The sequence below is a fragment of the Streptomyces sp. NPDC017529 genome, assembly GCF_044329785.1.
Lineage (GTDB): Bacteria > Actinomycetota > Actinomycetes > Streptomycetales > Streptomycetaceae > Streptomyces.
The window spans coordinates 239,787-262,498 of sequence record NZ_JBIRJY010000002.1; the positions used below are offsets into that span (position 1 = coordinate 239,787).

Annotated in this window: 21 protein-coding genes; 16 read left to right on the plus strand and 5 right to left on the minus strand. The window is 71.9% G+C overall.

The window, feature by feature from the left end:
* The first annotated feature begins 84 nt into the window (after positions 1 to 84).
* The 3 genes from ACH4K4_RS04760 (at position 85) to alaS (ending at position 4,554) form a co-directional block, all read left to right on the plus strand.
* Positions 85 to 681 (plus strand): histidine phosphatase family protein, encoded by a 597-nt coding sequence (locus ACH4K4_RS04760; RefSeq protein ID WP_398164828.1) that lies wholly within the window; start codon positions 85 to 87, stop codon positions 679 to 681.
* Positions 682 to 778: 97 nt separating this feature from the next.
* Complete coding sequence (tsaD, locus tag ACH4K4_RS04765; protein WP_398164830.1) at positions 779 to 1,852, plus strand: tRNA (adenosine(37)-N6)-threonylcarbamoyltransferase complex transferase subunit TsaD; 1,074 nt, start codon at positions 779 to 781, stop codon at positions 1,850 to 1,852.
* A gap of 50 nt (positions 1,853 to 1,902) precedes the next feature.
* The gene (alaS, locus tag ACH4K4_RS04770; RefSeq protein WP_398164831.1) at positions 1,903 to 4,554 is read left to right on the plus strand and encodes an alanine--tRNA ligase; all 2,652 of its coding nucleotides are present in this window, start codon (positions 1,903 to 1,905) and stop codon (positions 4,552 to 4,554) included.
* A 46-nt stretch (positions 4,555 to 4,600) separates the two neighbouring features.
* Here alaS and ACH4K4_RS04775 read toward each other — a convergent pair whose 3' ends face one another.
* Complete coding sequence (locus ACH4K4_RS04775; protein WP_398164832.1) at positions 4,601 to 5,056, minus strand: ATP-binding protein; 456 nt, start codon at positions 5,054 to 5,056, stop codon at positions 4,601 to 4,603.
* A 238-nt stretch (positions 5,057 to 5,294) separates the two neighbouring features.
* On the opposite strand from ACH4K4_RS04775, the gene ACH4K4_RS04780 reads away from it, so the two are divergent.
* The 7 genes from ACH4K4_RS04780 (at position 5,295) to ACH4K4_RS04810 (ending at position 10,493) form a co-directional block, all read left to right on the plus strand.
* Positions 5,295 to 6,149, plus strand: coding sequence for a helix-turn-helix domain-containing protein (locus ACH4K4_RS04780; protein ID WP_398164833.1), 855 nt, complete (start codon positions 5,295 to 5,297; stop codon positions 6,147 to 6,149).
* Between the two features lie 26 nt (positions 6,150 to 6,175).
* Complete coding sequence (locus ACH4K4_RS04785; RefSeq protein WP_398164835.1) at positions 6,176 to 6,367, plus strand: DUF397 domain-containing protein; 192 nt, start codon at positions 6,176 to 6,178, stop codon at positions 6,365 to 6,367.
* A 253-nt stretch (positions 6,368 to 6,620) separates the two neighbouring features.
* Positions 6,621 to 6,857 (plus strand): putative ATP-grasp-modified RiPP, encoded by a 237-nt coding sequence (gene tgmA / locus ACH4K4_RS04790; RefSeq protein WP_398164836.1) that lies wholly within the window; start codon positions 6,621 to 6,623, stop codon positions 6,855 to 6,857.
* 1 nt (position 6,858) lies between these two features.
* Entirely contained in the window at positions 6,859 to 7,824 is a 966-nt protein-coding gene (gene tgmB / locus ACH4K4_RS04795) for an ATP-grasp ribosomal peptide maturase (protein ID WP_398164838.1), read from the plus strand.
* Positions 7,821 to 8,972, plus strand: coding sequence for an ATP-grasp peptide maturase system methyltransferase (gene tgmC / locus ACH4K4_RS04800; RefSeq protein WP_398164839.1), 1,152 nt, complete (start codon positions 7,821 to 7,823; stop codon positions 8,970 to 8,972). Before tgmB ends, tgmC begins: the two co-directional genes overlap by 4 nt.
* 150 nt (positions 8,973 to 9,122) lie before the next feature.
* The gene (locus ACH4K4_RS04805; RefSeq protein ID WP_398164841.1) at positions 9,123 to 9,506 is read left to right on the plus strand and encodes a tautomerase family protein; all 384 of its coding nucleotides are present in this window, start codon (positions 9,123 to 9,125) and stop codon (positions 9,504 to 9,506) included.
* A gap of 132 nt (positions 9,507 to 9,638) precedes the next feature.
* Positions 9,639 to 10,493, plus strand: a complete 855-nt coding sequence (locus tag ACH4K4_RS04810; protein WP_398164842.1) for a poly-gamma-glutamate hydrolase family protein — start codon at positions 9,639 to 9,641, stop codon at positions 10,491 to 10,493.
* A 57-nt stretch (positions 10,494 to 10,550) separates the two neighbouring features.
* Here ACH4K4_RS04810 and ACH4K4_RS04815 read toward each other — a convergent pair whose 3' ends face one another.
* Entirely contained in the window at positions 10,551 to 11,510 is a 960-nt protein-coding gene (locus tag ACH4K4_RS04815) for a carbon-nitrogen hydrolase (protein ID WP_398164843.1), read from the minus strand.
* Positions 11,511 to 11,696: 186 nt separating this feature from the next.
* Between ACH4K4_RS04815 and ACH4K4_RS04820 the strand changes: the two genes are divergently transcribed.
* Complete coding sequence (locus ACH4K4_RS04820) at positions 11,697 to 12,695, plus strand: LacI family DNA-binding transcriptional regulator (protein WP_398164844.1); 999 nt, start codon at positions 11,697 to 11,699, stop codon at positions 12,693 to 12,695.
* A 153-nt stretch (positions 12,696 to 12,848) separates the two neighbouring features.
* On the opposite strand, the gene ACH4K4_RS04825 is transcribed toward ACH4K4_RS04820, so the two are convergent.
* The gene (locus ACH4K4_RS04825) at positions 12,849 to 13,439 is read right to left on the minus strand and encodes a TetR/AcrR family transcriptional regulator (protein ID WP_398165403.1); all 591 of its coding nucleotides are present in this window, start codon (positions 13,437 to 13,439) and stop codon (positions 12,849 to 12,851) included.
* 159 nt (positions 13,440 to 13,598) lie between these two features.
* Here ACH4K4_RS04825 and ACH4K4_RS04830 point away from each other — a divergent pair, with 159 nt between their 5' ends.
* Positions 13,599 to 14,285 (plus strand): peroxiredoxin-like family protein, encoded by a 687-nt coding sequence (locus ACH4K4_RS04830; protein ID WP_398164846.1) that lies wholly within the window; start codon positions 13,599 to 13,601, stop codon positions 14,283 to 14,285.
* Between the two features lie 46 nt (positions 14,286 to 14,331).
* Positions 14,332 to 15,096, plus strand: a complete 765-nt coding sequence (locus ACH4K4_RS04835; RefSeq protein WP_398164848.1) for a class I SAM-dependent methyltransferase — start codon at positions 14,332 to 14,334, stop codon at positions 15,094 to 15,096.
* Between the two features lie 20 nt (positions 15,097 to 15,116).
* On the opposite strand, the gene ACH4K4_RS04840 is transcribed toward ACH4K4_RS04835, so the two are convergent.
* A complete protein-coding gene (locus ACH4K4_RS04840) occupies positions 15,117 to 16,718 on the minus strand; it encodes an ABC-F family ATP-binding cassette domain-containing protein (protein WP_398164849.1) in 1,602 nt (533 codons plus the stop codon).
* A 374-nt stretch (positions 16,719 to 17,092) separates the two neighbouring features.
* Here ACH4K4_RS04840 and ACH4K4_RS04845 point away from each other — a divergent pair, with 374 nt between their 5' ends.
* Positions 17,093 to 19,153, plus strand: a complete 2,061-nt coding sequence (locus ACH4K4_RS04845) for a TerD family protein (protein ID WP_398165404.1) — start codon at positions 17,093 to 17,095, stop codon at positions 19,151 to 19,153.
* Positions 19,154 to 19,245: 92 nt separating this feature from the next.
* Here the strand turns inward: ACH4K4_RS04845 and ACH4K4_RS04850 are convergent, their stop codons facing one another.
* A complete protein-coding gene (locus tag ACH4K4_RS04850) occupies positions 19,246 to 19,617 on the minus strand; it encodes a hypothetical protein (protein ID WP_398164851.1) in 372 nt (123 codons plus the stop codon).
* A 467-nt stretch (positions 19,618 to 20,084) separates the two neighbouring features.
* Here ACH4K4_RS04850 and ACH4K4_RS04855 point away from each other — a divergent pair, with 467 nt between their 5' ends.
* Positions 20,085 to 21,359 (plus strand): GNAT family N-acetyltransferase, encoded by a 1,275-nt coding sequence (locus ACH4K4_RS04855; RefSeq protein WP_398164852.1) that lies wholly within the window; start codon positions 20,085 to 20,087, stop codon positions 21,357 to 21,359.
* Positions 21,360 to 21,442: 83 nt separating this feature from the next.
* On the plus strand, positions 21,443 to 22,678 hold the full coding sequence (locus tag ACH4K4_RS04860) for a DegT/DnrJ/EryC1/StrS family aminotransferase (RefSeq protein WP_398164853.1): 1,236 nt from the start codon (positions 21,443 to 21,445) through the stop codon (positions 22,676 to 22,678).
* Positions 22,679 to 22,712 lie beyond the last annotated feature (34 nt).

The window sequence follows — 22,712 nt, forward strand, 5'->3', positions numbered from 1 at the left end:
GGGCCCGCGGACGCACGGTGGGGGTCGCGCGCCCCGCTGTTCCCCTTGTGCGCCATCAGGTGTACCGCGTCGGAAGAGGTGCCCATGACAACCCGGGTGACGTTGCTCTCACCCTCCTTCGACGAAGCCCTGCGCACGGTGCGCTTCCCGGCCGACGAACCGCTGACGCCGGACGGACTGCGCCGGGCCCGCGCCGTACGCGCCGCGGCCGCCGCCCTGCCCGCCGACCGGGCCCTGGCCTCCCCTTCCGCGCGCTGCCGGGAGACGGCCGAGGCGCTCGGCCTGCGGGCGGTCCCGGACGCGGGCGCGGCGGGCTGCGCGATGGGCCGCTGGCGGGGCCTGGCCTTGGAGGACGTGCTGGCCGCCGAGCCCGCGGCGGTCGCGGCCTGGCTGTCCGACGCGGACAGCGCTCCGCACGGCGGCGAGACGCTGGCCCAGTTGCTGGGCCGGGTGGCGGACTGGCTGGCGGGTCTCGCGGCGGAGGGCGGCCGGGTCGTGGCCGTAGTGGAGCCGGACGTCGTACGCGCGTCCGTGGCGTGTGCGCTGGGGGCCCCGCCCTCGTCCTTCTGGCGGGTGGACGTACCGCCACTGGCCGTGACGGTGCTGAGCGGGCGGGACGGGCGGTGGAACGTGCGGATGGCGGGGAACCTCGGGCCGGGGACGGCGCCGCAGGCGCCCTGAGGGAGCGCGCAGGCCGCCGTATCCTGGACGGAACCGGTTATTGCACATCACTCGCAATAACGGATCCGGCGGGAATCGGGAACGAAGGAGCGGTGCGGTGGCATCTCCAGGCTCTCCAGTGGTGCTGGGCATCGAGTCGTCCTGCGACGAGACCGGGGCGGGAATCGTCCGGGACGGGCAGCTGCTCGGGCACGCGGTGGCGTCGAGCATGGACGAGCACGCGCGCTACGGCGGCGTCGTACCCGAGATCGCGGCCCGCGCGCACGTGCACTCCCTGACGCCCGTCGTGCGCCGCGCGCTCGACGACGCGGGCCTGACCATGGCCGACATCGGCGCGGTGGCCGTGACCACAGGACCCGGCCTGTCGGGCGCCCTCCAGGTGGGCCTGGCCGGCGCCAAGGGCCTGGCCTACGGGCTGGGCGTGCCGCTGTACGGGGTGCACCACCTCGCCGGCCACGTCGCCGCCGACACCTTGGAGCACGGCCCGCTCCCCAACCCCTGCATGGTGCTGATCGTCTCCGGCGGCCACACCTCCCTCCTCCTCGTACGGGACCTCGCACGCGACCCGATCGTGCACCTCGGCGACACCCTCGACGATGCCGCCGGGGAGTGCTTCGACAAGGTGGCGCGGGTCTTCGGGCTGCCGTACCCGGGCGGACCGGCGATCGACCGGGCGGCGCGCGAGGGCGACCCGAAGGCCGTCGCGTTCCCGCGCCCGCTGACCGGGCCGCGCGACGACCCGTACGGCTTTTCCTTCTCCGGTTTGAAGACGGCCGCCGCGCGCTGGGCCGAACGCCACTCCGGCCAAGAGCTGCCCGTGGCGGACGGCGCGGCCTCCCTCCAAGAGGCAGTGGCCGACGTGCTGACCCGCAAGGCCGTCGCGGCCTGCAAGGAGCACGGCGTGGGCACTCTGGTAGTGGTGGGCGGCGTCGCCGCCAACTCGCGCGTGCGGTCCCTCGCCGAGGAGCGCTGCCACGCGGCGGGCATTACGTTGCGGGTACCGCCCCTGCGGCTGTGCACGGACAACGGCGCGATGATCGCCGCCGTCGGTGACCTCCTCGTACGGGCGGGCGCCGAGCCGGCTCCGCTGGACCTCTCGACCGACCCGTCGGCGCCGCTGGAGTACGCGGCCCTGCACCCGGTGGCCAGGGCAGCGCAGGCCGCCGCGTAACAGCCGCCGCGCCCGCCCCCACCTCCTCCCCCGACCGCCCGGAGCCCCCTTTGCGTACCGCCGAGATCCGCACCCGCTTCCTCGACTTCTTCGCCGAGCGCGGCCACACCGTCGTCCCCAGCGCCCCGCTGCCGACACCGGACCCTACGCTGCTGTTCGTCAACGCGGGCATGGTGCCCTTCAAGCCGTATCTGACCGGCGAGATGGCGGCGCCCTGGCCGCGGGCGGCCAGCGTGCAGAAGTGCGTGCGCACCCTGGACATCGAAGAGGTCGGCCGCACCACCCGGCACGGCTCCTTCTTCCAGATGAACGGCAACTTCTCCCTCGGCGACTACTTCAAGGAAGACGCCATCCGCTTCGCCTGGGAGCTGTCCACCACCCCCATCGCCGACGGCGGGTACGGACTCGACCCCGACCGCGTCTGGGTCACCGTGCACCACACCGACGACGAGGCGCGCGCCCTGTGGCGCGAGATCTCCGGCCTGCCCGAGGAGCGCATCGTCTCGCGCGGGGACGAGGACAACTTCTGGTCGATGGGCGTGCCGGGACCGTGCGGCCCCTGCTCGGAGCTGTACTACGACCGGGGGCCGAAGTTCGGCCGGGCGGGCGGCCCGGAGGTGGACGAGGACCGGTACATGGAGTTCTGGAACCTCGTCTTCATGCAGTACGAGCGTGGCGAGGGCACCGGCAAGTCCGGCTACCCGATCCTCGGCGAACTCCCCCGCCGGAACATCGACACCGGCATGGGCCTGGAACGGATGGCCACCCTCCTCCAGGGCGTCGACAACCTCTACGAGATCGACGAGACCCGCCCGATCCTGGACCGCGCCGCCGCGCTCGCCGGCGTCCGCTACGGCGACGACGAGCAGAACGACGTACGGCTGCGCGTCGTGGCCGACCACGTCCGTACGGCCCTCATGCTGCTCGCCGACGGCACCACGCCCGGCAACGAGGGCCGCGGCTACGTGCTGCGCCGCATCCTGCGCCGCGCCGTCCGCTCGATGCGCCAGCTCGGCTACGAGGACCGCGCCCTGCGGGAACTCCTCGCGGTCGCCCGCGACTGCATGGCCGCCGGCTACCCGGAGGTCGCCGAGTCCTACGACCGGATCGCCGACCAGGCCGCCGGCGAGGAGGACGCCTTCCGCGCGACCCTGCGCCAGGGCACGGCCGTCCTGGACACCGCCGTCACCAGGGTCAAGGCGGAGGGCGGCCGCTCCCTCCCCGGCAAACAAGCCTTCCTCCTCCACGACACCTACGGCTTCCCCATCGACCTCACGCTGGAGATGGCCGCCGAACAGGGCGTAGAGGTGGACCGCGAGGGCTTCGCGGCCCTCATGCGCGAGCAGCGCGAACGGGCCCGCGCCGACGCGCGCGCCCGCAAGTCGGGCGGCGCCGTGGACACGTCGGCCCTCCGTACGGTCCTGGACGAGCACGGCCCCACCGACTGGCGAGCCTGGGACACCCTGGAGACCGACTCCAAGGTGCTGGCCGTCCTCGGCGCCCAAGGGCCGGTCCCCGTAGCCCGCGAGGGTGACATCGCCACCGTCATCCTCGACCGCACCCCCTTCTACGCCGAGTCCGGCGGCCAGGACAGCGACGCCGGACGCCTCTCCGGCACCTCGGTGGAGGCCGAGGTGCTCGACGTACAGCGCCCCCTCCCCGGCCTGGTCGCCCACCAGGTGCGCGTCACCGCCGGCGAACTCGCCCTCGGCGCCGCCCTCCACGCGGCCGTGGACCCCGAGTGGCGCCTCGGTGCCCGCCAGGCCCACTCCGGCACCCACGTACTCCACGCCGCCCTCCGCGAAATCCTCGGCCCGACGGCCCTCCAGTCCGGCTCGTACAACCGCCCCGGCTACCTGCGCCTGGACTTCCCCTGGCGCGGCGGCCTGTCCGCCACCGCCCGCAGCGAGATCGAGGAGGCCGCCAACCGGGCGCTCCGCCGCGACCTGCCGGTGGGCGTGAAGTGGATGACGCTCCCGGAGGCCAAGGAACTGGGCGCACTCGCGCTCTTCGACGAGACGTACGGCGAGAAGGTACGGGTCGTCGAGATCGGCGGCGCCTGGTCCCGGGAACTCTGCGGCGGCACCCACGTCGCCCACGCGTCCCAGGTGGGCGTCGTCGCCCTCACCGCCGAATCCTCCGTAGGCGCCGGAATGCGCCGCCTGGAGGCCTCCGTCGGCATCGAGGGCTTCGGCTACCTGGCCCGCGAACGCGACCTGGTCACCCAGCTCGCCGAACAGCTCCAGGGCCCGCGCGCCGAACTGCCGGACCGGGTCGCCGGATTGCTGGAACGCCTGAAGGCGAGCGACCGAGAGAACCAGCGGCTGCGGCAACAGGCCACCGTGGCGCGCGCCGCCGCCCTGGCCGACTCGGCCGTACAGGCAGGCGGCTTCCGCGTGGTCACGGCCACCGCGGACGGCGGCGCCGACGCGGCCCGCGCGCTGGCCATGGCCGTACGCGACCGGATGCCGGCCGGACAGCCCGCCGCGGTGGCCGTCGGCTCGGCGGCGGACGGCAAGGCGGCCCTGGTCGTCGCCCTGAACAAGGCCGGACGCGAGACGGGCAGCTCCGCATCCGACCTGGTCAAGCGCCTGCTGAAGGGGCGAGGTGGCGGCTCCCCCGAACTGGCCCAGGGCGGTGGCCTCCCAGCCGATCAGCTGCCGGAGACGCTGGCTGCGCTGCCGGGGCTGCTCGGGAAGTGACCCCGGGTGGGCGGCCCCTGCCCGGGGCCGCCCACCGCCGCCCCGGCTAGGGAACGCCCCCGTCCCGCCCCTCCCTGTCGAGCACGAACCACACGCCCTTACGGGAGCGGCTTTCGGTGTTGGGCCGGTAGATGCCCCACCGCGACGCCAGACTCTCGACGAGGACCAGCCCGCGCCCCGAATCGCCATAGGCCGGGACAGGCAGGCTGAGAAGCCGACTGCGCGGAGCGTCGTCCCACACGGCCACGCGTACGTAATCGGGGTTCACGGCCACATCGAGGCGTACGACGGCCGTCCGGGTGTGCCGGTACACGTTCGTGACCAGCTCGCTGACCAACACCCGCGAATCACCCACGAGTTCGGCGCAACCACACAGGGACATCAGGTCCGTCACCACGGCCCGGGCGATTATCGGCGCGGTGGCACCGTTGGGCAGGTCGAACCGGAACGAGCGACGCGCTCCGGCGAATGCGGGGGTTCGTTCCGGGGATGCGAGAGTCATGGCTACGTCTCCCAACGCGGTGTGACGCGCTGCGCGCCGCCGTGGCTCTGACCGCACAGACGCGCTCGAACACGCGCTTGAGCGGCTGCACTTCGGATATCCGGCGTGCGGCGCGATGCTGCTGGGACCATAGGATGCAAACCTGCACCGGTACAACCCTGTAACTCGAAAGAGTCCCCGTAGGTGGACCTGTGCCGCCGTTCCCGGCACACTCAGAGATGACAAGGGGAAGGGACACATGCCACCGAGGGACAATCCGACCGCCCGACAGATTCGACTCGGTGTCGAGCTTCGGAAGCTGCGCGAGCGGGCCGGCAAGACGGCGCGCGAGTCCGGTGGCCTGCTTTCCACTGATGCGGCCCGTATCAGCAACATCGAGGCCGGCCGGCTCGGAATCAGTGAGGAACGCATTCGCCGCTTGGCCACCTTTTACCAGTGCGACGACAAGTCCCTCATCAACGCCTTGTGCGAGATTTCGGCCGAACGCAGGGGAACACACTGGTTCGACGATTACCGAGGCGTCCTGGCCCCCGGGTGGTTGGACATTGCCGAACTCGAATTGCACGCGACGGCGATCCGCACATTGCAGTCGACCACCATGCCCGGCCCGTTCCAGACCGAGACCTACGCGCGGGCGCTGTTCGAGGGCGTGACGCCGACATTGCCGCCGGACGAGGTGGAAACTCGCGTCGAGCATCGGCTCAAGCGGCGAGCGACTTTCGAGGGATCGGCACCCACCCCGTACACGGCGATCCTGCACGAGGCCGCCCTGCGCATGAGGTTCGGCGGACGCAGGGTTGCACGCAATCAGCTCGAATACCTCATCGAGGTCTCACACCTGTCCACGGTGACCGTACGGGTGATCCCGTTTACGAACGAGAGGTTCATCGAGGTCACTCAGCCGGTCATGTACGCACACGGAACCGTTCCGCAACTCGACACCGTGCAGATCGATGCGGCATTCGGCGGCAGGTTCCTCGACGCAGAGGCCGACTTGAGGAAGTACGACGGCTTGCTCGACATCGCCCACCGCGCGTCTCTCGACGAAGCAGAGTCGAGACGGCTTACCCACCGCATCGCAAAAGAAATGTGAGGCAGACGGACGTGAACACAACCGCCGTGATCAATTGGCAGAAGTCCTCCTTCTCCGGGGGCGGTGGGGAGAACTGCGTCGAGGTCGCGCTGCACGAGGGCAACGTCATGATGCGCGAAAGCGACGAGCCCGGCAGCACGATATCGACCACGCGCACGAAGATGGCTGCGTTCATCGGGAGCGTGAAGAACGGAGAGTTCGACAACCCGGTCAACTAGCTTCACCCCTCGCACACCAGTACTGCGCGAGCACACCCCCGCCCAGCCAGGTGGGGGTTTTTGCTCATGCCGGTCTGCATGTTTGTACCGGTACACCCTTGCAGGCTGATTTCGGGTGGCGCTACCTTCCCCGTACGCCACCGCCCCTGAAGGGCGCGGGCCTACCCAGTTCCCGTATATCTGACCGGGAGCGGGCAACGCTATTCAGACGAAAGGCAGTACCGTGACTCAAGAGCTGGTAACGCCATGGGGAATGTCACGACTGGCCCCTTACCCGAACTCGACCCAACTCCCGTACAGCAGCCTCGACATCGACCCTGCCTCGCAGACCAGTCAATACTTCACCGCCGACGGCCTCCGGCTCGACATGCCCAAGCACGGCACCGGAACGGACACCGCGACCCAGACGCAGACAGGCGGCGACGGCGGAGGGAAGTACCCTCCGGCGCCCCAGGACGATGACCTGATCCACGACACCGACTCCGACTGACATGGGTACGCCGCCCGTACTCGTCGTCACCGCCCTCGGTGATGTCACCGCGGACCTGGTGATCTCCGAACTGCACAGGCGAGGAGCCGGCGTTGTGCGGCTCGACCCGAGCGTCGACTTCCCCGCCGGCGCCCGCATGGCCGCAGCGTTCTACGACGCTGGCCTACGGGGCGCCATCAACACATCCACGCGTCGGCTCGATCTGTCAGCCGTGCGGTCCGTCTACTGGCGCCGCCCGACCCCGTACGGCAGCACCAGCTCCGGCGAACCCTCGGCAACGCGCTTCTCCAACTCGCAGTCCGGAGCCGGATACACCGGCGTTCTCGCCTCCCTCCCCACGGCTTCGTACGTCAACCACCCTTGGCGGAACCGTGACGCCGAATACAAACCCGCCCAGCTCGCCGCCGCCGCGCGGACCGGGCTCACCGCCCCGCCCACTCTGGTCACCAACGACCCGTGCGCCGCGCGCCGTTTCGTCGACGATCACTCCCCCGCCGTCTACAAGCCCGTACGCGGCGTACACCTCGCCGCGGAGGACGGCAGCGGACGGACCATCTGGGTCAAGACCGTCTCCCCGGACGAGATCGACGACCGGGTGAGCACCTGCCCGCACCTCTTCCAAGCGCGCGTACCGAAGGTCGCCGACATCAGGCTCGCCGCCGTCGGCGAAGAAGTCTTCGCCACCCGCATCGACAACGCCGGCGAACACCTCGACTGGCGCCAGCGGCAAGACCTGCTGACCTTCACTCCCGTCCCCACGCCCCCAGCCATCCGCAACGCCGTACACGCCTACCTCGATGTCTTCGGCCTGTCCTTCGGTGCTTTCGACTTCGCCCTGACCGCGGACGGGCAATGGGTCTGGCTGGAGACCAACCCGAACGGCCAGTGGGCCTTCGTCGATCCCCCCACCTGCGCGGCCATCACGTCCGCACTCGCCGACTGCCTACAGAAGGGCACCACCCCATGACCGACCCCGGCGCCCGGCGGCGTGCCCTCGCCGAGCGGCTCGTCGCCGAAGAGTGGCTGCGTACGCCCGTGTGGCGCACGGCAGTTGAGGCCGTGCCGCGTGAGGCGTTCCTCGGGCCCGCCATCTACCGGCCCAGTCAGCCCCCGGGCCCGACCACATGGACCCCCGTCCGCCGCGACCATGTCAACCCCGCCCAGTGGTCAAGCTGGGCGAACCAGAACACCACATGGGTGACGCAGATCGACGGTGTCCTCGCCGAAGACGCCACAGTCCCCGTACAGGGCGCACCGACGTCGTCCTCCACCCTGCCCGGGCTCGTCGTGCAGATGATCGAGCAGGCCGGCGCCGGACCCGGTGACCGCGTCCTCGAAATCGGCACCGGAACCGGGTACTCCACGGCCCTCCTGTGTGCCGTGCTCGGCGCACAGGACGTGACCTCCGTCGAGGTGGACCCCCGCGTTGCCGAGCGGGCCCGCAAAGCCCTCGCCGGGCTCGACCGGCACCCGCACCTCATCGTCGGCGACGGCCTGCTCGGTGCCCCCGGCCGCGCCCCGTACGACAGGCTCGTCGCGGCCTGCTCGGTGCGCCACATCCCCTACCGATGGCTACGGCAGGTACGCCCTGGCGGGACCATCCTGGTCACCTTGAGCGGCTGGATGAGCGGGTACGGCCTCGTCCTGCTCACCGTGGACGACAAGGGCGGCGCCACCGGACGGTTCCTGCCCGGGTACACCTCGTTCATGATCGCGCGCCCGCACGATCATCCGCCGCACGGCACCATCGAACTGCTGCCCGGCAGCGAACGCGAAACCCGCGTCTCCCCCGCGCTGCTCGACGACTGGACCGGACGGTTCGTCGGTCAACTGGCCGCTCCCTCCGCGCACCGTCTCGGTGCCGGCGACGAACAGGTGCTGATCGACGTGTCCACCGGATCGCAGGCGCGCACCCGGCGCAGTCCCGATGGCGAGGGGTGGACCGTCATCGAGCGTGGCCCGCTCGCCTTGTGGGACCTGGTCGAGGCCGCCATTGCATCGTGGCAGGCCGCCGGCGCTCCGCATCAGTCCGGCTTCGGTATCACCGTCACCCCGGACTGCCAACGGGTGTGGCTCGGCGACCCGGAAGGGCCGGGATGGAGGCTTCCTGTCTGAGAACGCGCCCCCGCCTCCGAACGGTTCGACTCACGGTGCGGCTCCCGCCCCGTTGCAGGCACTGCGGACACCCCAACACCCCACCCTCACCACTGTAACTACTGGTATGTACAGTCGGCGTGGTACGTCACCGAATCCCCTGGAGGCCCCATGCCACTCGTCCGTATCGACGCTATGGGATGTGACGCCCAGCGGCTGAAGGCACTGGGGCGGGCCGTCCAAGAGGCCCTGGGTGAGGCGATGGGGTTTCCGGCAGACGATCACTTCCAGGTTCTGACCGGGCACGACGGGGAGCGGGGCGTCCTGCGGCACGGCACCTATCTCGGCGTGCAGCGGGACGACGGCATCGTGTACGTGGCGATCACCTTGCGGGGCGGCCGGCCGGCCGCGCAGAAGCGGGTGTTGTACCGGCGTATCGCCGAGCTCGCCCAGGAGTACGCGGGTACGGAACCGCGCAACGTGTTCGTCGTCCTGACCGAGAACACCGACGCCGACTGGTCGCTCGGCAACGGGGAGGCCCAGTACCTCGACTGACCGGGCGGCGTCCCGGGGGCGGATCCTTCCGGAGGTCCGGATCGGCCCGGGCCGGCCCGGGTAGTAGACCGACCCGCGGGCCCTGTATCTCTTATCCGTATCTTTCGACGCAGTTCGACAGGGGGACCCACCATGCCCGCAATACCCGCACCCAGCAGACGCACCCTGCTGGCCGCCGCGACGGCCACCGCCGCCGCGCCTTTTCTCGCCGGGCTCACCGTGCCGGACGCGTACGCCGCGACGGCCGCCGCGAGTGACGTGGAGATCGCGTCCAACACCGTCCTGTACGCGGACCCCTCGTTCGTCGAGGGCACGCACTACGCCCGCCGCCACCGCCGCCACGCGATGTTCGACGACGACCGCGACAAGCGCCACGGCTTCGCCAAGTCGGTGATCCTCGCCCCGCACGGCGGCGGCATCGAGATCGGCACCTCCGAGCTGTGCCTCGCCATCGCCGGTTACGACCCCAAGGACAACGCGCCCAGGCCGGCCCAGGGCCCGGTCTTCGACTACTGGATGTTCGAAGGGCTTCTCAAGGAGGACAACGGCAAACTCCACATCACCTCCACCAACTGCGACGACCACGTCGCCCGCTCGCTGTGCGCCGGGAGCCTGAACGCCCTGAGCCTGCACGGCTGCAAGCCCGAGCAGGCCCAGCTGCCGGCCGGCACCCCGGCCGTGCTCGTCGGCGGCCTCAACGCCACCCTGCGGTCGTACCTGGTCGCCGAGTTCAAGGCGGTGGGTATTCGCGCCCAGGACGCCACCGGCATCGCCGCCCTCGCCGGCACCGACCCGGAGAACATCGCCAACCGCACGATGCTCGGCAAGGGCGCCCAGCTGGAGATCACCACGGACCTGCGCAAGTCGATGTTCCCGCACAACACCGCCGAGGGGCGGAAGACGGCGCAGAACCCGGTCTTCTGGGACTTCGTCGGCGCGGCCCGTGCCGCCCTCCAGCGCCTGGAAGCGGGACAGAAGATCCTCTGAGCGCGGCGTAGCGCAGTAGCCGGGCAGCCCGGCGCGTGAGCCGCTGCGGCCCGGACGTCAGTCCGTCGCCGTCAGCGGCCCGTACGCGTCCGGGCGTCGCGTGGCCAGGAACGGGAACAGCTCCAGCCAGTCGCGGCGGGCGTCCAGGTCGAGGTCGGCGACCAGGACGGCGGGTTCGTCGCGGGGCGCCTGGGCCAGGACGCGGCCGTACGGGTCGACGATGAAGGAGCTGCCGTAGAAGGTGAGCGGGCCCTCGGTGCCGACGCGGTTCGGAACGATCATGAAGGTGGCGTTGGCGATGGCGTTGCCGGTGATCACCTTTTGCCACAGCGGCTGGGTGTCGAAGCCGGGGTGGCCGGGCTCGGAGCCGATGGCGGTGGGGTAGACCAGGACGTCGGCGCCGGCCAGTGAGTAGGCGCGTGCCAGCTCGGGGAACCACTGGTCCCAGCAGGTGGGCAGGCCGAAGGTGGCGTTCTCGACGGGGACGGTGGGGAAGGCGTCGGGGCCGGCGGGGCCCGGACGGAACCAGTGGTCCTCGTAGTAGCCCTCGGAGACGGGGATGTGGGTTTTGCGCGTGCGGGCCGCGAGGGTGCCGTCCGGGGCGACGAGGACGGCGGTGTTGTAGCCGAGGCCGTCGGGCGTCACCGTGCCGTCGGGGCCGGGGGCGGCGTCCGCCCGTTCGTACAGGGAGGCGTGTACGTATACGCCGTACTCACGGGCGGCCTCGGCGGCGAAGGCGACGGTCGGGCCGGCGCGCAGGTCCTCCGGCTCGGCGGGCGCCGGGTGGTCGGCCTTGCGGAGCACCGCGAAGTACGGGGAGAGGGTCAGTTCCTGGAGGCAGACGACGCGGGCGCCCTCGGCGGCGGCCAGACGGATGCCTTCCTTGAGGGCGGCGCGGTGTTCGCCGGGGTCGCGGTGCCAGCGCTGCTGGACGAGGGCGACGCGCAGCGCGGCGCGTTCGGCCGGGCGGGTGCGGGTCGGCGAGGCGGGTGGGGTGAGGGCCGTGATCACGCGCATCGGGGCTCCTGGGGGAGAGGAGGGGTGCGGAAGGCTCGGGGATGGCTTGCCGGAACGTTCCGGCAGCAGGCAATGTACGACTGCCGGAACGTTCCGGCAAGGGGCCGGGCACGTCCGCGCCGCCCTATCGCCGGAACGATCCGGCACAGCAGCCGCCCCGGACCCCACCGTCTAGACTCTCGCCCCGTGACCAGCCCCCGCACCGTGACCCTGCTCGACGTCGCACGGGCCGCCGGCGTCTCCAAGAGCACCGTCTCCGACGCGCTCCAGGGCTCCGGCCGGGTCGCGGAGGACACCCGCCGCCGGGTCCGCGACACCGCCGAGCGGCTGGGCTACCGGCCCAACAGCGCCGCCCGGCGGCTGCGCCGGGCCAGCACCGGCGCGATCGGCCTGCATCTGCCGCGCACCGCGACCCGGCTGGACTTCTACATGACCCTCGCCTTCGGGGTGGCGAACCACGCCCAGGAAGACGGCCTGGACGTGGTGCTGCTGGCCCCGGACGGCGGCGCCGCCGGGCGGCTCGCCTCGCGCGTGGACGGTCTGCTCGTGATCGACCCCGAGGCGGCCGACGCGGCCGTGCCCGGCCTGCTCGACACGGGTGTCCCCGTCGTCACCGGCGAGCGCTACCCCGGGCCGACAACCGCCCCGGCAGGCGCGGTGGTCTGCGACAACGCCGCCTCGCTGACCGCGCTGCTGGACCACGTACACGAGAACGGCGCCCGGCGCCCCGCCCTGCTCGCGCCCGCCGGCACCTCCGCGTGGGCCACCGCGCTACGGGAGGCGGCGCACACCTGGGGACGTTCGCACGGAACCGGCGTCACCGTACGGACCGTGCCGTTCGCCGCGACCGCCGACGAGGCGGCGCGGGCCACGGCCGACCTGCTGGCGGCCGATCCGGCCATCGACGCGGTGCTCTGCGCGCCCGACGGCGCCGCCACCGGCGTCTTGCGGGCCGCCGCCGCGCTCGGCCTGGCGCCCGGCCGCGACCTGCTCGTCGCCTCCTGCGTGGACGGCGCGGCCCTGCGCGCCTGCACGCCGCCCGTGACGGCGATCGACCTGCGTCCCGACGCGTACGGGCGGGCCTGTGCCGCCCTGCTCTGCGACATCCTGGCCGGGCGCGCCGAGCCGCACACCGTCCGCCGGCACGACTGGTCGCTGCGGGTACGGGCGTCGAGCCGGGGATAGGGCGGTATTCGCCGACGCGAAGGACAGGCGCGGGACCGGCTGCCGCTACGCGTCGGGCCCGTCCGGCCACCCGTCACCACCGACCCGTCGGACCCGCGCGTCAGGGTGAGCGGCCAGGCCGTCCCGCTCCCCCGACCACACGCCCCGGCGCGGTCACCGTTTGGCGTACGGTGCGAGCGCGGCCGTCACGGTGGCTTCGAGGGCGTCGGGGTCGGCGCCCGTACGGGAGCGCAGGTTCACGCCGTACGCGAGGAGGGCCAGCGTTTCGGCCGCGGCGCCCGGGTCGGCGCCCGGGGCGAGTTGGCCGAGCGCGGCGGCGGTATCGAGCACCGCGCGCATCGCGTCGCACAGCAACTGATGGTGCTCCTCAAGGAGTTCGCGTACACCGGGCTCGGCGCTCGACGGGCCGGTGTGCGCGTTGGCGACGAAGCAGCCCCAGCGCGCGTACGTGCCGCGGCAGCGCAGGCGGATCAGCTCGGCGAAGAACTCGGTGACGGCCGGCAGGCCGCGCGGATCGTCCGCCAGCCGCGCGAAGGCGGGCCGCGACCACTGATCGACGTACCGGCGCAGGGCGGCCAGGTAGAGGTCCTGCTTGCCGCCGAACGTCGCGTACAGGCTGGAGCGGCTGACGCCGGTGCGGTCCACCACGTCCTGGATGCCGGTCGCGGCGACGCCCCGCTCCCAGAACAGGCCCACGACGGCCTCCAGGGCCGCGTCCGGGTCGAAGTGTTTGATGTCCGGCATGCCGGGGTTCGCCGCCCTCCACCTCATGTACTCGATGTACTCGACGTACGCGCGTTCTTGAATCAGCCGTTCCAAGATAGCGCCGCCCAACCCTTGGCAAGGGCACCGCTCCGCCCGTAACTTGAAACGACCGTTCCAAGATGTGGGTGGAGTGAACACATGACCCTTGCAGCCGAGTTGCACGCCTTCTTCACGTCCCGGTATCCGGACATACCGGCCGCCGACCGGGCCGTCATGGAGCGCGCCGGGCGCGAACTGGCCGAGTCCGGCACAGCCGACGCGGCCCTCGGGCCCGGCGCCCCGGCCCCCGACTTCACGCTCCCCGCCGCGGACGGCCGGACCGTGACCCTGCGCGGCCTCCTCGCCGAGGGGCCGGTCGTGCTCACCTTCTACCGCGGCGCCTGGTGCCCGTACTGCAACCTCGCGCTGCGGGCCCTCCAGCAGCACCACGACGCGATCACCGCGCGCGGTGCCCGCCTGGTGGCCGTCTCGCCGCAGGTCCCCGACGAGTCCCTGACCCTCACCCAGAAGCACGGGCTGGCCTTCGACGTGCTCAGCGACGTGGGCTCCGAGGTCGCCGGGCGGTACGGCATCGCCTTCGACCTGCCCGAGGACCTGGCCGCCGTCTACGACTCGTTCGGCTTCGAGATGCAGCGCGTCAACGGCGGGCACCCGCGCACCCTGCCGCTGCCCGCCACCTACGTCATCGACCGCACGGGCACGGTCCGCTGGGCCTTCGCCGACCCCGACTACGTCAAGCGCGCCGAACCGGCGGACGTCCTGACGGCCCTCGACACCATCGGCACCGGCGACACCATCGGCATCAGCGACAAAACACATCAATAGGCATAATAAGTAGCAATCTCTCCCATTCGCCTGAGACGATTCCCCCATGACCCCACGCACCTTCGACGACCTGGTGGCCGAGGCGGAGTCCGTATCCGTGGACGGCTGGGACTTCTCCTGGCTTGACGGGCGGGCCAGTGAACAGCGGCCCTCCTGGGGGTACCAGCGGTCCCTCGGCGCCCGGCTGGCGCGCGCGAGCGCCGCGTTGGACATCCAGACCGGCGGCGGCGAAGTCCTGGCCGGCGCCGGGCCGTTGCCGCCGGTCATGGTGGCCACCGAGTCCTGGCCCCCGAACGTCGCGAAGGCGACCCGGCTGCTGCACCCGCGCGGCGCGGTCGTCGTCGCCGACCCGGACGAGCCGCCGCTGCCCTTCGCCGACGACGCCTTCGACCTCGTCACCAGCCGGCACCCGGCGACCGTGTGGTGGGCGGAGATCGCCCGCGTACTGCGCCCCGGCGGCACGTACTTCGCCCAGCACGTCGGCCCGGCCAGCGTCTTCGAGCTGGTCGAGTACTTCCTCGGCCCGCAGCCCGAGGAGGTACGGCGCAAGCGCCACCCCGACGACGAGAGCCGGGCGGCCGAGGCCGCCGGACTGGAGGTCGTGGACCTGCGCGCGGAGTCCCTGCGTACCGAGTTCCACGACATCGGCGCGGTGATCTACTTCCTGCGGAAGGTGATCTGGATGGTGCCGGGCTTCACCGTGGACCGGTACCGCGACCGGCTCCGCGAGCTGGACGCGCGGATCCGGGCGGAGGGGCCGTTCGTGGCCCACTCCACCCGTTTCCTCATCGAGGCCCGCAAGCGCGGCTGACGCCGAGGGGGCCCGCCCCCTCACGCCAGGTCGACCAGTTCCGCGTACTCCCGCCCCCACAGGTCCTCCGTGCCGTCCGGGAGCATCAGCACCCGGTCGGGGCGGAGCGCCGCGACGGCGCCCCGGTCGTGGGTGACCATCACGATCGCGCCGGGATAGGTGCCGACCGCGCCCAGCACCTCGTCCCGGGAGGCCGGGTCGAGGTTGTTGGTCGGCTCGTCCAGGAGCAGGACGTTGGCGCGCGAGTGGACCAGGCCGGCCAGCGCCAGCCGGGTCTTCTCACCGCCGGAGAGCACCCCCGCCGGCTTGTCCGCGTCGTCCCCCGAGAAGAGGAACGAGCCGAGGACGTGCCGGGCCTCGCCGTCGGTGAGGTGCGGCGCCGCGGCGGCCAGGTTCTCCCGTACCGTACGGGCCGGGTCCAGCGTGTCGTGCTCCTGCGCGAAGTAGCCCAGCCGCAGCCCGTGCCCGGCCACGACACGGCCCGAGTCCGGGGTCTCGCGCCCGGCCAGCAGCCGCAGCAAGGTCGTCTTGCCCGCGCCGTTGAGCCCCAGCACGACCAGCCGGCTCCCCCGGTCGACGGCCAGGTCCACCCCGCGCAGCACCGGCTGCTCCCCGTACGCCTTGGCCAGGCTCACGGCCCCCAGCGGCACCCGGCCGCACGGCGCGGGCTCGGGCAGCCGGATGCGCGCGGTCCTCTCGGTCCGCCGCACCGGCTCCAGCTCCGCGAGCATGCGGTCAGCGCGACGTGCCATGTTCTTCGCGCTGACGGCCGTCGCGACGTTCGCGCGCATCTTGTCCGCCTGGCTGTGCAGGGCCGCCGCCTTCCGCTCGGCATTGGCGCGCTCCCGCGCCCTGCGCCGCTCGTCCGCCTCGCGCTGGGCGAGGTAGGCGTGCCAGCCGGTGTTGTGGACGTCGATGGCGGCCCGCGCCGGGTCGAGGTGGAAGACCCGGTTGACCGTGTCGGCGAGCAGCCCGGTGTCGTGGCTGATCACCACCAGGCCGCCCCGGTGGGCGGCGAGGAAACCGCGCAGCCAGGCGACCGAATCGGCGTCGAGGTGGTTCGTCGGCTCGTCCAGCAGCAGAGTGCGGTGCCCGGCGAACAGCACGCGGGCCAGCTCCACGCGGCGCCGCTGCCCGCCCGACAGCGCGCCGACCGGCTGCCCCATCACCCGGTCCGGCAGCCCCACCCCGGCCGCGACCCGCGCCGCCTCGGCCTCGGCCGCGTACCCGCCACTCGCCTGGAAGGCGTCCTCTGCCCGCGCGTACGCGGCCATCGCCTTCTCCTGCGCGGCCGCGCCCACGGCCGCGGCCAGCGCGTCGGCGGCCCGGTGCAGGTCGCGCGCCGCCCGGTCCAGCCCGCGCGCGGACAGAATCCGGTCGGTGACGGTAACGGCCGGATCGGCCGCCCGGGAGTCCTGCGGCAGATACCCCACACTCCCCGTACGGATCACGTCCCCGGCAGCGGGCCGCACCCGCCCCGCCAGGGTGTCGAGCAACGTCGTCTTCCCCGCCCCGTTACGCCCCACCAGGCCCACCCGGTCCCCGGGGGCCACATGAAAGGACACGTCGGACAGCAGCATTCGGGCGCCGACACGCACGTCGGCACCGCGCACGGTGATCATAAAATTACGCTCCGGAACAGCTCAAGGACACACCTATGACGCGAAGGCGGGTATCCGAGCTAAGAAATCCGGGGCATGGACATGAGGCCGAGGATAGAGGGCGGGGCTGCGGGACGCATGGGGTTTTCGGGCTGAGGGGGGAGCAGAGCAGTGCTCCGGTGGCGTGTGCGCTGGTGCGCATGCGGATGTCCTGAGGTTGTCCAAAGGTTGCAAAATCCCGGCATCCAGCCACCCCGGTACCTCCCGAAACGCCTGATACGGGATTAAGGTTCGCGTCGTACGCACCGAGTTGTGCTGCATCGCAGACCACCACAGAGCAGCCTGCCGGGTGTGCCCCTCGATGCGGCGGCATTTGTGGGGGCTCCATGCACGAAATGATCAAAGGTGGCAATGTCGGTCTGGCGGCCCTGAGCGAGGACGCCGGTTCGCTGATGGTGAGCCTGAGTTGGAGCAGCGCGTCGGGGAATGGGGATGCGGACGTCTCGATCCTTCTGCTGGGCGCCGACGGCAAAGTACGCGGAGACGCCGACTTCTTCTTCTACAACAACCCGGCCGCGGCGGACGGCAGTGTGCAGTTACTGGGTAAGACGCCGACGGCGAACGGCAGCGAGGACCGCGTCATCATCGACCTGAGCGCCGTGTCACCCGATGTCGAGCGCCTGGTGGTGGCGGCCAGCCAGTACGGCTCCGCCCGCTTCGGCGAGCTGGACGACCTGCGGGTGACGGTCGCCGACCGTACGGGCGATACGCTGCTCGGCTTCTCCATCACCGACGCCGGGACGGAGAGCGCGTTCATCTTCGGTGAGTTGTACCGGCGGGGCGGGGAATGGAAGTTCCGCGCTGTCGGGCAGGGGTACGACACCGGGCTCGCCGGGCTGGCCACGGACTTCGGCATCACCGTGGACGAAGAGGAAGAACCGGTGCCGGCGGACGAGGAAGAGCTGGTGAAGGCGCAACCGGCTACTGCGACGACGGCGGTGGAGGAAACAGCAGCCGCCGCTCCGGTGGTCGTCCCGGCACCGGCGGCCGAGGCGCCGGCAGCCGTACCCGCGCCGCGGCCGGCACCGGCGGCCGAACGCCGCTCCCGTGGTCCGCGTACGGCGAAGAAGAAGATCACCCTGCCCAAGGTGGCGAAGAAGTCCCTCGCCGAGAACGACTCCTGGCGCCAGTCCCGGCTGTTCCCGGTTCCCACGCTCAAGAGCGACCGGGAGCGGGAGATGCGCGCGACGTCGGTACTGCTGGCGGTGATGGCGCAGGTGCCCGAGTTCGGCCGCCGGCTCACCGCGGCGTTCGGCGCCCCGGCCGGTCATATGCAGACCTTCACCGAGGTCACGCTGCCGAACGGAGACACGCCCCGGCGCCCGGACGGGGTCATACGCGTGGAACGGGCCGGCAAGCTGTGGACCGCCCTGGTCGAGACGAAGACCAACGGCAACTCCCTGAAGTCCGAGCAGGTCCAGGACTACATGGACATCTCGGCCCGGCGCGGCTACGAAGCCGTGATCACGCTCTCCAACGACGTGGCGCTGGAAGGCAGCCCGCTGGTCGAGGTGAAGACCGACGGACGCCGCAAACACAAGGTCGCGCTCTGGCACCTGTCCTGGGCCGAAGTGGCACACCAGGCACAGCTGCTGATCCGCCACGAAGGGGTCGGCAACGCGGCACACGCCTGGTTGCTCCAGGAACTGCTGCACTACCTCCAGCACGAGAATTCCGGCTGTCACGGCTTCCAGAACATGGGCCCGGCCTGGGTGCCGGTCCGCAACGGCATCGACACCGACACCCTCTGCCAGGGCGACGAGCGCGCCGTGGCCGTCGTCGAGAGCTGGGAACGGCTCATCCGCCAGGTCTGCCTGCGGCTCGGCGGCGAACTGGGCCAGAAGGTGCTGCCCGTCCAGCGCGCCAAGCGCGGCACCGACCAGGTCACCCGCCGTGCCGCGCTTGCCGACCGGCTCTGCGAGGAAGGCCGCCTCGACGCCGAGCTGCGCATCGACACCACTCCGGGCATCCTGGCGATCACGGCGGATCTGCGGACCGGGAAGCTGCGCACGTCCATCGAGGTTCCGGCCCCCGAGCAGGGATATCCCCTCAGCTGGGCCAAGCGCCTGGTCCGCCAGCTGGCCGAGGCACCGGCGGATCTGCACGTGGAAACCCTGGTGGAAGACGGCCGGGGCCCGCGCGGCACCCTGGAACGGCTGCGCCCCGAGCCGGGCGACATTCTCCCCAAGGACGGCTCGCCGATCACCGGGTTCAGGCTCTCCCTTTTCAAGGGCATGGGCAGCACCCGCGGCAATGCGGAATCCGGCTTCATCCGCAGTGTCGACGAAGCCGTGGACCGCTTCTACGCGAGCGTCGTCTCCCATCTCACGCAGACCGGCGGTACGGAACGCCGGTCAACCCGGCGCGCGACGTCCGACACGACCGCCGTGGCCTGACCGACCGGCCAGAGGTTGACGGGTCGGCACGGCACCGGCCCCCGCGACGGGCACCGCGGGGGCCGGTGAGTGGTGGGGCCGCCGGGTGGGGGTCAGGTCTGGGCGGCGAGCCAGGCGATGTGCCAGCCGTTCTTGGCGGCGTACTCGGGGTCGATGGGCTGGCGGTCGACGCGGCGGACGTAGATGCGGAAACCGGTGGGGGTGGCGTTGTAGACGGCGTTTCCGCCGGTGGTCATCCACATGCGGTCGTCGCCGGTGAGCGCGGCGATATAGGCGGGGGTCTCGGTGAATCCGCCCGCGCTGGTGTCGACATCGATGTAAACGCCGTCGCCATTGCGGTCGGGGTAGTTCTGCCAGCCTTCGCCGGGGGCGGTCCTGCCGGAAAGGAACGTGCCGTTCTGCATGCTTGCTCCCGTCGCGTCCTCGTAGGAATGCGGACCGGCGATCCACTGATCGGCGGCCATAGCAGTTTGTTCCGGGTTTCCTTTGCCAGCAAGGGAGTTGGGAAGAGTTGGCTGGATGTGAGGAGTGGGCGTGAGGTGCGGGCCGGTGGCCGGAATGGCGGGTTGACCGGGGGACGGTGCGGGCGTAACCGGGCGCTGTGGGGGGCTGGAGACATGATTCTTTTTCGGGAGGGTTGACAGTCTCCGGGCGGCTCACAAACCTGGTACGCAGCCTTTGGCGGCCCCGGCACGATCGACGCAGAGAATTCGCGATCCGGGCCTCGCGACAGGGACCTCTCCGGCCTTGCGGCCCACACCGCCGCACCGGAGCAGCCGAAACGGCCTCCGCGTCGAACGCCGACGATATTCCGCGCCGCGCTCGCCGCACCCCGTCCACGGTACGAGGCCGATGACAGGCTTTGGAGAGGGATGTGGGATCACCGAGGGATTCGGCAGTGGGCCCGGCGGGTGCGGGTTCCGGTGCGGGGGTGCCGCCGGGATTAGCCGGCGGCCGGGCCGCGGGGTACGCATTCCGCGCCGCGGCGGACTGGGCGGAATTCGGTGCGGTACTCGATCTTGCCTACGGCGGATATCCGCACTCCGCGGCCCACAGCGCCCTGGCCGGCGCGGTCTTCGAACCCAAACGCTCGCTGGTCGCGTGCCGCGGCGGCCGGGTGTGCGCCACCCTCGCCGGCTACGCGCTGGAGATGACGCTGCCGGGCGGCCCGGCCCCGGTGGCGGGGATCGGGTACGTCGCGGTCGCGCCGCAGCACCGGCGCCGCGGGCTGATGCGGGAGCTGGTCCGGCGGGCGCTCACCGCGCTGCACGAGGAGCGGGCCGAGCCGGTCGCGGTGTTGCACTCCACCGAGCCGGGGATCTACGGGCGCTTCGGGTTCGGGCCGGCCTCCCAGGTGGTCGGCGTGTCCGTGCCGCCCGAGGCACGGGGGTTCGCGGCCGGGCCGGAGGCCGGTGGGCTGGCGTTGGACGTCATGTCGCCGGTGGACGGGCGGGCGGCCGTCGCGGAGGTTTACGACGCTTGCCTGGCCCAGCGGCCCGGCCTGGTGCGCAGGGACGACGCCTGGCTGCGCCGGGCCTTCGAGGACCGGCCCGAGGAGCGGCACGGCGCCGGGCGGCTGCTGTGCATGGTGGTGTCGGGGGCGGGTGCGGAGGCGGGGCCGGGCGGTGGTGCCCGCGGGTATGCGTTGTATCGGTTGCGGGCCAACTGGGAGCGCTCCGCGCCGCGTTACGCCTTGTCCGTGCGGGAGGTGTTCGCGCGGGATGCCGCCGCGTACGCCTTTCTGTGGCGGTCGCTGCTGGACACCGACCTGGCCGGGACCGTCAGCGCGGCGACCCGCCCGGTCGACGATCCGCTGCTGGCGCTGCTCGACGACCCGCGCAGTGCCGCGCCGACCGTGCGCGATCAGCTCTACGCCCGCGCCGTGGACCTGGACCGGGCGCTCGCCGCCCGTACGTACAGCGCTCCGGTCGAGGTGGTGATGGAGGTGCGGGACGCCATGTGCCCGTGGAATGCAGGGCGTTGGAGACTGGAGGGTGGCGCTGAGGGTGCCGTGTGTGCGCGTACCGGGGCGGCTGCCGATCTCGCGCTCACGGCCCGCGAGCTCGGTGCCGTACTGCTCGGCGGCGGCTCGCTGGTCCAGCTCGGGCACGCGGGCCTGGTCACGGAGCTCCGGCGCGGCGCGCTGCGTGCCGCCTCCGCCGCCTTCCGCCACGATCCCGCGCCGTTCTGTTCGGTGGCGTTCTGAGGGCGGCCGCAGCCCAGGGCGCGGCGTCACATTCCCGTCTGCCGACTTCCCATGCTTGTTCTCGTTCTTGTGAGGAGATCGTCATGCCCGGTCCCGGCTATGCCTTCTTCGGTGACGAGGAGCGCGAGAACGTCCAGCAGGTGCTGGACGTGTGGTCGCGTACGACCGCCGCGCACTCCTACCCGCTGGGTGACCTCACGCAGACCCGGCTGTTCGAGCAGGCCGCCGCGCACCGGCTGGGCAGCCCGTACTGCCTGTCGGTCAACAGCGGCACGTCCGCCCTGCTCGCGGCCCTCGCCGCGCTCGGCATCGGTCCGGGCGACGAGGTCGTCGTGCCGGGGTACATGTACGGCGCGTGCATCGCCGCCGTGGTCTACAGCGGGGCCACGCCGGTACTGGCCGAGGTGGACGCCTCGCTCACGCTCGACCCCGAGGACGTGCGGGAGCGGATCACACCGCGTACGAAAGCGCTGATGCCGGTGCACATGCTCGGTGCGGCGTGCGACCTGGAGGCCCTGCGGAACGTCGCGGCGGAGCACGGGCTGCTGGTGCTGGAGGACGCCGCCCAGGCGTGCGGGGGGACGTACCGGGGGCAGGCGCTGGGCACGTTCGGGGACGTGGGGGCCTTCTCCCTCAACATGTTCAAGGTGATCACGGGCGGGGACGGCGGTTTCCTGCTCACCGCCGACGAGCGGGTCTTCCAGCGGGCGTACGGCTTCCACGACCACGGCTGGTTCCCGTACCGGCGCGAGGACGGGCCCGGCGACCGCCTGTGGGGCCTCAACCTGCGGATGACCGAGCTGACGGCGGCCGTGGCGCGGGCCCAGCTGGCGCGCCTGGACGCCGTGCTGGCCCGTACCCGGGAGCTGCGGGACGCGTTGCTGGCGTACATCCCGGCGCGGGACGGCATGGCGCGCCGCACCCTGCACGACGCGGCGGGGGACTGCGCCACCGTTCTCGTGTACGTCTTCGACGAGCGGGCCGACGCCGAGGCCGTCGCCAAGCGGCTCGGCACCAAGACGCTGCTGCACTCGCCCAAGCACTACTACGGCGGACTGCCCGAACTCGCCGCGCTGACCGCGCCGGACGGCTCGTCCTGCCCGTTCCGGCCGGCCGCGGAGGCCTGGCGGCGGGACGGCTGGCGGGCGGGCGCGCTGCCCCGTACCGACGACGTGCTGGGGCGGGCGGTGGCGCTGACCGTGGGGACGTCCGACACGTACCTGGGAGCCGACTTCGGGGTGACCGTGTTCAGCGGTACGGACGAGGTCGCCGAGGTCGCGGAGCGGTTCCGGGAGACGGCCGACGAAGTGCTCGGCTGACCGGCCGCAGCACCGCCGTACAGGTCCCCGCAGC

Bases quoted from the DNA above. Each gene is read 5' to 3' on its own strand.
- tgmB (WP_398164838.1), top strand. From the start codon at position 6,859: ATGGGTACGCCGCCCGTACTCGTCGTCACCGCCCTCGGTGATGTCACC.
- tgmC (WP_398164839.1), top strand. From the start codon at position 7,821: ATGACCGACCCCGGCGCCCGGCGGCGTGCCCTCGCCGAGCGGCTCGTC.
- ACH4K4_RS04835 (WP_398164848.1), top strand. From the start codon at position 14,332: ATGACCCCACGCACCTTCGACGACCTGGTGGCCGAGGCGGAGTCCGTA.
- ACH4K4_RS04780 (WP_398164833.1), top strand. From the start codon at position 5,295: ATGCCACCGAGGGACAATCCGACCGCCCGACAGATTCGACTCGGTGTC.
- ACH4K4_RS04805 (WP_398164841.1), top strand. From the start codon at position 9,123: ATGCCACTCGTCCGTATCGACGCTATGGGATGTGACGCCCAGCGGCTG.
- tgmA (WP_398164836.1), top strand. From the start codon at position 6,621: ATGTCACGACTGGCCCCTTACCCGAACTCGACCCAACTCCCGTACAGC.
- ACH4K4_RS04845 (WP_398165404.1), top strand. From the start codon at position 17,093: ATGATCAAAGGTGGCAATGTCGGTCTGGCGGCCCTGAGCGAGGACGCC.
- ACH4K4_RS04775 (WP_398164832.1), bottom strand. From the start codon at position 5,056: ATGACTCTCGCATCCCCGGAACGAACCCCCGCATTCGCCGGAGCGCGT.
- ACH4K4_RS04825 (WP_398165403.1), bottom strand. From the start codon at position 13,439: ATGCCGGACATCAAACACTTCGACCCGGACGCGGCCCTGGAGGCCGTC.
- ACH4K4_RS04850 (WP_398164851.1), bottom strand. From the start codon at position 19,617: ATGGCCGCCGATCAGTGGATCGCCGGTCCGCATTCCTACGAGGACGCG.
- ACH4K4_RS04860 (WP_398164853.1), top strand. From the start codon at position 21,443: ATGCCCGGTCCCGGCTATGCCTTCTTCGGTGACGAGGAGCGCGAGAAC.
- ACH4K4_RS04830 (WP_398164846.1), top strand. From the start codon at position 13,599: ATGACCCTTGCAGCCGAGTTGCACGCCTTCTTCACGTCCCGGTATCCG.
- ACH4K4_RS04810 (WP_398164842.1), top strand. From the start codon at position 9,639: ATGCCCGCAATACCCGCACCCAGCAGACGCACCCTGCTGGCCGCCGCG.
- ACH4K4_RS04840 (WP_398164849.1), bottom strand. From the start codon at position 16,718: ATGATCACCGTGCGCGGTGCCGACGTGCGTGTCGGCGCCCGAATGCTG.
- ACH4K4_RS04815 (WP_398164843.1), bottom strand. From the start codon at position 11,510: ATGCGCGTGATCACGGCCCTCACCCCACCCGCCTCGCCGACCCGCACC.
- ACH4K4_RS04760 (WP_398164828.1), top strand. From the start codon at position 85: ATGACAACCCGGGTGACGTTGCTCTCACCCTCCTTCGACGAAGCCCTG.